The organism is Sphaerospermopsis reniformis (assembly GCF_005402885.1).
Lineage (GTDB): Bacteria > Cyanobacteriota > Cyanobacteriia > Cyanobacteriales > Nostocaceae > Sphaerospermopsis > Sphaerospermopsis kisseleviana.
The window spans coordinates 1-8745 of the sequence record NZ_BJCE01000227.1 but is presented as its reverse complement, the minus strand read 5'-3'; the positions used below and the strand labels follow the sequence as shown (position 1 = coordinate 8745).

The following is an 8745-nucleotide window of genomic DNA, read 5'->3' as shown; positions in this document are numbered from 1 at the left end:
TATAATTGGTAATATTTTTCATCTTTGGTAGAACCACGGTATATTTTTCATTTACCGTTCTACCATTTTTCCGTTATATATTTCGGACAGGTCTAATAAATCTCATGAATAAATCTCATGAATAAATCTCATGAATAAATCTATTGCTACAGGTGAAGTTAGAGAAAATTCCTGCTATACTATTTTGATTACTCTTGTTCCGGTGTAGTTCGCAAATTTTTTGATGAATTAACCGCAAAGTACGCAAAGTACGCAAAGGAAGAAAAGGAGTAATCTGTTAGAGATTTTAGCAAGAAGGGAGTAGTAGTAAGTTAAAAAATCTGGTTTTGGCTACTATTCATTAACTCAAGTTCTAAGATAGCTCAGAGCTTTCAATTTTCACATCAACTTCATCACTATGCCACCAATAGAATCTTTAGAATCTTCATCGTCTCAACCTATTAGTAATAACTGGTACTTGTTGAATGTTCGTTCTAAAAAACGGCAATCATTTTTAAAATTTTTGAATCTGGCAATAGCGCAAAATAACCTACAAGAATTATTTGTAGATATAAAAGTTCCCGAAGATACAGTATATGAAGATATTGTTTTACTGAATTTAAGTAATTTTAAAACAGCCTATTCTTTTTTAAAGGAAGTTGAGTTTTTCCAGAATATAGAACGCAAACCTTTACAGTCTGCACAAGTGAATCGAATGTTAGGAATAAGATGAATTAGTACAGAATTGAGGAGTAGGGGTTTAGCATTGCTAAACCCTTACAATATGAAGCAGTAAGCAACTCTAGACAGCGGCTTCTGTTCTAGTTTCTCCGCCCATTCTTTCTTGAATTCTGCTCTTAGCGGCTTTGAATTGTCTAGCTAATTCCTCACTTTCTCTGCTACTCATGTTATTACGAATAGCTGCAAACATTGTGCTTTCTTCTTGACGAATATGATCGCCAATTTGATCCCAAATTTGTCTGAGTCTGTCTTTAAATTGTGGTGTAGCAGGGCTAATACCTCTTAATTCTTCAAACCAAGGACCCCAGCGAGCTTGTTCATCATATAATTCTTGGGTGTTAGCTTCACCATAAAAAGGACGAACTCGCGGATAAACTACTTCTTCTTCCGCACCTGCATGGGCGCTCAAATCTTTATAAATTTGTCCAAAATATTCTTGAATTTTTTGCGGATCATTGCTTTGCATTAATTCTGTAAACAAGATATTTACCTTATTGTGATCCATACGTAAAACATCTTGGATATTCATATCTTGCTTATCAGAAGTTTGGGTGACAGCACTACCCACAGCACCACTAATAGCGGCGATCGCATCTTGAACTCTTGCCCAAATTCCTTGATCTGCATCTTGTCCTGTTAGTTCCCGCACTCCTAAAATTTCCAAACTTCCTTTCAGTTGTTCTTGATGTGCGCGGTTTTCAAAATTGATAGTATTTAAAGGTCCAATTGCTGCCATCACATCAGCACCAACTTTCTGGGCAGCTTTATGAATTGTAATTCCATTCATTACTTGTTGATGCTTCAATAACTCATGTTGAAATACTTTTTCAAAGAAACTTAATTCATTACCTTGCATTAATTTGCGAACTTTTGCCACCATTTCTTGTACTGTAGATTCTGCATTTTTTTGAATGCCATATTGAACTACTACAGTATCAAGAATACCTTGATTTTTGCGGTCATCATCTAGCATTTTGCGGAGATTATTAGCAATTTCACCATCACTACATTCTCTTAAAAATCTTTCTTCATTATCAATAATTAACTGTTGCAGTAATTTCATATCTGCCAATTTTACTGCAATAGCATTTCGTTTTGTATCATCTAAAGTGGCTACCATGTTGAGTTCTCCTAGCTAAAGTAATCGCAAGTAATCGTATTTATTACCAATCCCAGGTTCGCATAATCACTAGATATTTTCCATCTTTCTTTTGAACGATTACATTCTTAACTCTGGATAGAAAAACAGGATATATACCAGGAGTCAGGAGTCAGATGTAGGGGCAAACCCCCTGTGATTGCCCTCTTTGTTTTAGCCAGAGTTTCATAATCAATTGCTATTATAAACCCTTTGAATGTTGTGATTGAAACAGAAATAAACACCACAAATATCTGTTAATTATGTCTGCTTCTACTGTAAGTTATATAATTATAGATTTTTTATTCCATCCCTAGATAGATAAATTTTTATGCTCAATTTTCTAGATTTGCTCAAAGATAGTTAATTAGTAAATTATAGTAAATTATAAAAATTATAAAAATTATAAAAATTATAAAAATTATAAAAATTATAAAAATTATAAAAATTATAATAAATTAAGTGATTACGTGATTATGTCAGAAAATCCAGGTTGGGGAGAAAATGTTGAGAAAATTCCTACTGCTGAATAATAGGAGATGAAAAGATGGCAACTACAGAACCAAATTCTACACCATTTCCCAATTTACCACCAATTATTGAAAGCGATGATCGAGAATATTTAGATAGTGGTGTACCCAGCACAGTATCCATAGCTGGACATCCTTTACATCCTTTGAGTATAATTTTTCCCATAGCTTTTTTAGCCGCAGCTTTAGGTAGTGATTTTGGTTATTGGTTAACGCGAGATTATTTTTGGGCTAGGGCTTCAGTGTGGTTAATTGGATTAGGTTTAGTTACTGGTATTATCGCTTCAGTTATTGGCATGAGTGACTTTTTACAAATAGAAAGAGTCCGCAAACGTGCCGCAGGTTGGGCGCATTTAATTCTGAATATTTCTATCCTGATTTTCACAACTTTGAATTTTATTATTCGTTGGGGTGATGCGGAATCAAATTTACTACCTTGGGGTTTATTACTATCATTAATTGTGGGAACTTTAACCAGCATTACCGGGTGGTTTGGTGCTGAACTTTCCTATCGTCATAAAATTGGTGTCGTGGGTGCGGGTAGTAAAATATATCCATAGTCATGGAATTTGAGATTTTGGATTTTAGATTTTGGATTTTGGATTTTAGATTTTGGATTGGTATAAATCAGCAATTGCGTTATCTTAATTCATGAAGGTTAAAAAAGTGCATCTTTCATGAAAGGAAAACAAGTTTTACTTACAGGTGGTACTGGTGGACTAGGTTTAGGTGTCACACCCGCAGTTTTAGCCCAAGGTGCTGATGTTACTATTCCTTATCGTAGTCTTAAAGATGTGGAAAGACTCAAAGGAATTTTATCACCAGCGGATATTGCCAGAATTAAATTTATTCCGGCTAATTTACAAGATGAAGCATCTGTAAAACAAGTCATTAATAGCATGATGCGAGTAGATGTTTTAATTCATTTGGTGGGTGGTTTTTCAATGGGAAAAACTCATGAATACAGCTTTGATAGTTGGAAGCATGAATTTGAATTAAATCTCAATACTACTTTTTTGACTTGTAAATATAGCCTGAAAAGAATGTTAGAAAATGGCTATGGGCGCATTGTAACTGTGGGTTCTCGTGCTAGTGTAGAACCTGCGGGACAATTAGCGGCCTATTCTGCGGCTAAAGCTGGTGTGATAGCATTAACTAAGGCCATAGCCGATGAAACAAAAGGAACTAACATCACTGCAAATACTGTCCTTCCCAGTGTCATTGATACCCCCACCAACCGGGAAGCGATGGGTGCAGAAAACGCGGATAAATGGGTAAAACCGGAGTCTATTGCTGAGGTAATTTGTTTTTTAGCTTCGGAAGCTGCTAAGGATGTACGTGGTGCTGCTATTCCTGTTTATGGGAATGTTTGATAATTGAATTGTAGATTTCATTTTATTTGATAAATGCTCATTCAGATTAATAACTGGATGGGTATTTTTTTATGGTTAAGAAAATTGTCATAATCAGGATTTCCAGGATTTAAGGATTAACAGGATTACAACTAGGATTTTATGATCAATTACCCATTACCAGCTTCAATTAAATGACCATAAATTTAGGTGAAAATGTCTATTTATTAAATTGCTATTGTCTAAAAAAAGATTGGTTATTTTACACTAATATGTTAAAATCTAGAATAAACTTTAATCAGGTAATCAACGATGACACAATCTACACCCGAAAGAGTTGTACGGCGTGGTCGAGTATTTCCCGAAATTCAATGGACAGAAGAAAGAAAAGCTCAAGAAAAAGCTAGAAGACAGGCTTTTTATGAACGTTGTTGGGTAATTTTTGAGCGTTTAAAACCAGAGATATTAGATAAATACTATGGTTGGTACATAGCCATTGAACCTGATAGCGGCGATTATTTTATTGATCAAGATAAAGAAGTAGCCAGTAACATGGCCAGAGAAAAATATCCTCATGTCATTCATCATATTTTTGGCATTAATGAAACAGGAGTTAGTGGCAGAATATGATTGAGGGGAGATTTGGAGAAAATGGACAAGTTTATTTTGAAATTGATTTAATTGGTGGGGATGATCTCAGTTTTCCTGTAGAAACAATTTTGGATACAGGATTTACTGAGTTTTTAGCTATGAATAAACAAGATATAGAAAGTCTTGATTGGACTTTTTTAAATCAAGATAAGTTAAGAACGGCTCAAGGAGAAACTGATTTTGATGTTTATTTGGGTAGGGTAATAATAGATAGTCAAGAGTTTGAAGTTCCTGTATTTGCTGGAGATGAGATACAGGAAATTTTATTAGGTTCTCGATGGCTGAAGTTGTTTGTTTTAGTCGCTAATTATGCTGAAGATAGGGTAAGTTTTGAATTGATTTAATTAAACTAAAAAATCACCTTCCCATTTTCCAGCAGTTTCATCAAAAAACAGCAGGATATCTTAATTCTTCAGGTGTTGGTATTTTTTATTAATAGGGAAAAATATTTTTTTATTTTTTCAATTACCTTCTGTACAGAAATATATAGATTCTACTATTAGTTAACCCAAGTATATATAAAAAATATCACGCGACATTATTATTAGGTTGCCCCTTCGTCAGTGCGCTGCACCTTCGTGTGCAGCACTCCATAAAAACCATAAAAAACCATAATAGTTTAGGTATTTGAAACCGATGATAATGATAATGTTTGCGATAAAATATTGAGAATTTCATTAAAATCCATATTTTTGGTAAATGCAATCAGTTGAATATTTTGCGAAATTATCTTTTAGAATTAGTAGAAAGAATGCTAGTTTACAAGTTCTCATCCTATAGCCGTCAGGAGTTAGAAGCAATGTTTGGATTAACAGAATGACAAAAAACTCGATTTTATCAAGAAGTCAAAGAAGAAACAGAGTTAGAAACTAAATTAAAAACCATTCCTAGACTGTTAAATGAGGGGCTAAATGTAGAACAAATTGCGCGTATACTTGAGTTAGATATCGAAGTGGTGCAAACAGAAATCGCAAAGCAAAATAGTAAATAGACATTGGATGAACAAATGTAGGGGCAATAGTCAAAGTTCACTAAAGTAAACTATAGATTGATGGGTATTTTTAGTCATCTTTAGATGACTTTTGCTATGAGACTGGGAATGCATTCCCAGTCGGATCATGGGTTTTACCTAACGCTTCACCGGCGTACCGCAGGGATAAGTCGCGACTTCCTCCCCACCTTCCTTAACAACTGGTTTATCCTTCGCTGCTAAATAATCTTTTTGCAAAGTATCTAACAACTCTCCCCGTCTATCATACAACCGCTTTAAAGGACGAGGTTCGCACTGATTTAACACATAAGCTGTTACCAAAGGCAGCGCAATGGTACTATCGGTATAACAAACTATTGTACTCGGTAACTCATCCGGGTCAATTTTACCCCAACTCACTGCTTCTGCTGGAGTCGCACCCGATAAACCGCCTGTATCTGGACGTGCATCGGTAAACTGCACAAAGAAATCATGTCCCCTTTCTTCTAATCCTAAAACCTCGTGAATTTGCGGTTGGGTTTGTAATAAAAAGTTCTTAGGACTGCCACCACCGAGAATTACAGCCGCGCTTTTACCGTCTGTTTCCCGTGCAGCATAGGCGATCGCCGCAGTTTCATTCACGTCAATAGCTGGATCTAACACCAACTTAGAACCCTCTAACGCCAAAGCTGCCACATTCATCCCTATAGAACTATCACCAGGAGAAGAAGTATAAATCGGTACGCCATATTCATAAGCTGTAGCTAACAAACAGGAATGTTGTACACCTAATTGTTTTTCTACTTCCCGCACATATTTACCCAGCAAATAATGAAATTCAGCCGTTCCCATCCGCTTTTGAAAAGGTTCAGCTTGCAAAATTTTACGGATAAAAGCGTCGGTTTCTAATAAAACATCATAGCCAAAAATAATGTCATAAATACGGATTGTTCCCTCTTCCCGTAGTTTGACATCATCTAAAAACGGACTACCCGCAAACAATTCAAAACCTAAACCATAGTGCATATCATGGTAAAGATTTGCACCAGTGCTGATCATCCAGTCAATGCAACCATGACGAATTAAAGGCGCTAAGGCGGAAACTCCAAAACCTGCTGGTGTCAAAGCACCGGAAAGACTCACCCCCACAGTGACACCAGGTTGAAAGATATCCTGAGTTAGCAGTTGACAAGCTTCTCGTAACCGGGCAGAGTTGTAAGCGGTGAAGTAATTGTTAATTAAATCAACCACACTAATGTCGGCTGACATGGGTATGGGTGCAATTTTTTTACCTGGTTTTTTTGACATTTTTGAGAAATCCTGAAGAGTAAATACACTGAATGTCATGTTATCGCATTCAAATCTAAGGAAGTTGCTAAAATTTTATGTAGCGATATAAATTAGAGTCCATTTTCAAGAGAATACTTCAGGAATCATTCTTTGTATTTCTATGGGAGTAAATCCAAAGGTATATCTCAACCAATATTTGCTGTTATTAAACATAACTAACTTGTTATTAATTATGGCACAAGCGTTAGTGAATCTATCTGAAGGAATTACATCTCAACCGTTATCCATCCCTTAAACTTGCTAATATCTATGCTACCATTGCCTTCTACCTCAATCATCAACAAGAAGTGGAAGTGTATCTACAGCAAAGACAGCAACAAGCACAGGAAATTCGTAAAATAAATGAGGCAAGATTTGATTCCCAAGGGTTGCGTGATAGATTGTTGGCACGGAAAGCAGAACGGGAAGTATGTTGAAACTGCTTGCTGACGAAAATTTTGATAATACTATTGTGAGGGGATAAACTATATATCTATATGATTATAGATTTTATTTTTGTCAAAAAAATAGCCTAGATTTTCAAACCATTTAGGCAAAATCTAGGCAAGGATTAATTAGGGGTTGCTGAGAAAGTCTTTCCGTGAGGGCATAGGAGTCAGGAGTCAGGAGTCAGGAGTCAGGAGGAGATTTGAAAATTTCTTTGCCATCTCTTGAAATCCCAAAAAATGCACACTTTTTCCGGTGTACCCTTCAAAACCCTTGCACTAATTTCTGTGTTTATCAGCCTCTAACCTTTGATACATCAAGGTTTTAGGTTTATTCAGCAAACCCTAATTATTAATTTTGAAATTATATGCCAGGAACCAGACTTGAACTGGTGACACGAGGATTTTCAGTCCTCTGCTCTACCGACTGAGCTATCCCGGCGCGGGCTTTTTTTATGTTCGCCACGATTACTAAATGTAGCAGAGGAAAAAGGATTAGTCAAGGGGTTTCTCAAAAAAAATTTTATTTATTTTTGATAGCAACCGCCAAGATGAGAAAACCGATATATAAAAAGACTTTCACCCCCATCACTTGTCAGCTGTTCCCTATTACCTGCTTCCCGAACTTCACCCCAGCAAAAACAAAGACGAACACCAGGAACTGCACTAGAACGATACTCGGACCAGAGGCCAGGTTAAACACTCCAGAAACCATCATTCCAGCGATGCTACTACAAGAACCAACTATCACCGATAGAATGAGAAAGCGGCTAAAATGGTGACTGATAAGTTTGGCTGTAGCAGCGGGAATGACTAAAAAAGCATTTACTAATAAAACCCCAACAGCTTTAATTGCCACCGCCACGGCTAAAGATAGTAAAATAACAAACCCATAGCGATATAATTGAACAGGAACGCCCTGGACTTGGGCAACATCAGGGTTAAGGGTTAACAAAATTTGCGATCGCAAAGTTGACAATAAAAAAATGCTGCTACCCAACAGCACCAGCAACGTCAAAATTAAATCCGTCCTATCAATAGCCAGAATATCGCCAAATAATACCGCCATCAAATTACCACGATATCCCTCAATCATGCTGCTGAGGATCACACCAATAGCTAATGACCCGGATAGGACTATACTCAGAACACTATCACTAGCTAAATCTGTTTTGTCAATTAAATAGAGGACAACTACACCAAAAATTAAAGTAAATGGCAACAACATCCAATGAGGATTTGTATTTAGTAACACTCCTAATGCTACCCCTACTAAAGCTGCATGACCAACAGCATGACTAAAAAAAGATAACTGGCGCAAAGTCACAAAGCTACCCAGTAAACCGCCCAGTATTCCCATTAATACAGCACCGATAATGGCACGTTGCATGAAGGGGAATTGTAATAAGTTTACCAATTGAGAAAAATTATTAACACCAAACAAAAACCAGTTGCTTTGAACATAAATCAATAAATTCATGTGCAGTCCACGCTGGTCAAGATCCAGGGGGTGTTCATCAGTTTTATTTCCAACTAGGATAATAGGAGAATCACTGCCAAAGCTTTGGATAATTTTCAGCCAATATTCTAGTCTGTTTTGTTGTTCGTC

General features: G+C 36.4%; 10 protein-coding genes and 1 tRNA gene. 7 read left to right on the top strand and 4 right to left on the bottom strand.

All coding sequences use genetic code 11. The annotated features are described in order from the left end of the window. The first annotated feature begins 397 nt into the window (after nucleotides 1–397). Nucleotides 398–712 (top strand): chromosome segregation ATPase, encoded by a 315-nt coding sequence (locus FFR48_RS22300; RefSeq protein ID WP_096565937.1) that lies wholly within the window; start codon nucleotides 398–400, stop codon nucleotides 710–712. 69 nt (nucleotides 713–781) lie between these two features. On the opposite strand, the gene FFR48_RS22295 is transcribed toward FFR48_RS22300, so the two are convergent. Next, entirely contained in the window at nucleotides 782–1840 is a 1059-nt protein-coding gene (locus FFR48_RS22295) for a hemerythrin domain-containing protein (protein ID WP_137668873.1), read from the bottom strand. Between the two features lie 565 nt (nucleotides 1841–2405). Here FFR48_RS22295 and FFR48_RS22290 point away from each other — a divergent pair. From FFR48_RS22290 to FFR48_RS29625, 5 genes are all read left to right on the top strand, one after another. Beyond that, the gene (locus FFR48_RS22290; protein WP_096565934.1) at nucleotides 2406–2948 is read left to right on the top strand and encodes a DUF2231 domain-containing protein; all 543 of its coding nucleotides are present in this window, start codon (nucleotides 2406–2408) and stop codon (nucleotides 2946–2948) included. Between the two features lie 117 nt (nucleotides 2949–3065). After that, nucleotides 3066–3761 carry a 3-oxoacyl-ACP reductase FabG gene (gene fabG / locus FFR48_RS22285; RefSeq protein WP_096565932.1) on the top strand — a complete coding sequence of 232 codons (696 nt, stop codon included), beginning with the start codon at nucleotides 3066–3068 and terminating at the stop codon, nucleotides 3759–3761. A gap of 291 nt (nucleotides 3762–4052) precedes the next feature. Next, the gene (locus FFR48_RS22280) at nucleotides 4053–4370 is read left to right on the top strand and encodes a hypothetical protein (protein ID WP_096565930.1); all 318 of its coding nucleotides are present in this window, start codon (nucleotides 4053–4055) and stop codon (nucleotides 4368–4370) included. Further along, nucleotides 4367–4735 carry an aspartyl protease gene (locus tag FFR48_RS22275; protein ID WP_137668872.1) on the top strand — a complete coding sequence of 123 codons (369 nt, stop codon included), beginning with the start codon at nucleotides 4367–4369 and terminating at the stop codon, nucleotides 4733–4735. Before FFR48_RS22280 ends, FFR48_RS22275 begins: the two co-directional genes overlap by 4 nt. 365 nt (nucleotides 4736–5100) lie before the next feature. Continuing rightward, nucleotides 5101–5211: a DUF2887 domain-containing protein gene (locus tag FFR48_RS29625; protein ID WP_236104148.1), complete on the top strand. Its 111-nt coding sequence runs from the start codon at nucleotides 5101–5103 to the stop codon at nucleotides 5209–5211. A gap of 309 nt (nucleotides 5212–5520) precedes the next feature. Here FFR48_RS29625 and FFR48_RS22265 read toward each other — a convergent pair whose 3' ends face one another. Further along, nucleotides 5521–6669, bottom strand: a complete 1149-nt coding sequence (locus FFR48_RS22265) for a homospermidine biosynthesis protein (protein ID WP_137668871.1) — start codon at nucleotides 6667–6669, stop codon at nucleotides 5521–5523. A 335-nt stretch (nucleotides 6670–7004) separates the two neighbouring features. On the opposite strand from FFR48_RS22265, the gene FFR48_RS30225 reads away from it, so the two are divergent. Further along, nucleotides 7005–7127, top strand: coding sequence for a hypothetical protein (locus tag FFR48_RS30225; RefSeq protein ID WP_268932457.1), 123 nt, complete (start codon nucleotides 7005–7007; stop codon nucleotides 7125–7127). Between the two features lie 378 nt (nucleotides 7128–7505). Here the strand turns inward: FFR48_RS30225 and FFR48_RS22255 are convergent. Together FFR48_RS22255 and FFR48_RS22250 are read right to left on the bottom strand one after the other, a co-directional pair. Then, nucleotides 7506–7578 (bottom strand) — tRNA-Phe (locus FFR48_RS22255). Nucleotides 7579–7731: 153 nt separating this feature from the next. Continuing rightward, nucleotides 7732–8616: a metal ABC transporter permease gene (locus FFR48_RS22250; protein WP_371851472.1), complete on the bottom strand. Its 885-nt coding sequence runs from the start codon at nucleotides 8614–8616 to the stop codon at nucleotides 7732–7734. Between the last annotated feature and the right edge of the window lie 129 nt (nucleotides 8617–8745).

What these genes read in the sequence shown, in the direction of transcription:
- FFR48_RS22265 (WP_137668871.1), bottom strand. Translation starts at nt 6,669, where the DNA reads ATGTCAAAAAAACCAGGTAAAAAAATTGCACCCATACCCATGTCAGCC.
- FFR48_RS22300 (WP_096565937.1), top strand. Translation starts at nt 398, where the DNA reads ATGCCACCAATAGAATCTTTAGAATCTTCATCGTCTCAACCTATTAGT.
- FFR48_RS22275 (WP_137668872.1), top strand. Translation starts at nt 4,367, where the DNA reads ATGATTGAGGGGAGATTTGGAGAAAATGGACAAGTTTATTTTGAAATT.
- FFR48_RS22250 (WP_371851472.1), bottom strand. Translation starts at nt 8,616, where the DNA reads ATGAATTTATTGATTTATGTTCAAAGCAACTGGTTTTTGTTTGGTGTT.
- fabG (WP_096565932.1), top strand. Translation starts at nt 3,066, where the DNA reads ATGAAAGGAAAACAAGTTTTACTTACAGGTGGTACTGGTGGACTAGGT.
- FFR48_RS22280 (WP_096565930.1), top strand. Translation starts at nt 4,053, where the DNA reads ATGACACAATCTACACCCGAAAGAGTTGTACGGCGTGGTCGAGTATTT.
- FFR48_RS22295 (WP_137668873.1), bottom strand. Translation starts at nt 1,840, where the DNA reads ATGGTAGCCACTTTAGATGATACAAAACGAAATGCTATTGCAGTAAAA.
- FFR48_RS22290 (WP_096565934.1), top strand. Translation starts at nt 2,406, where the DNA reads ATGGCAACTACAGAACCAAATTCTACACCATTTCCCAATTTACCACCA.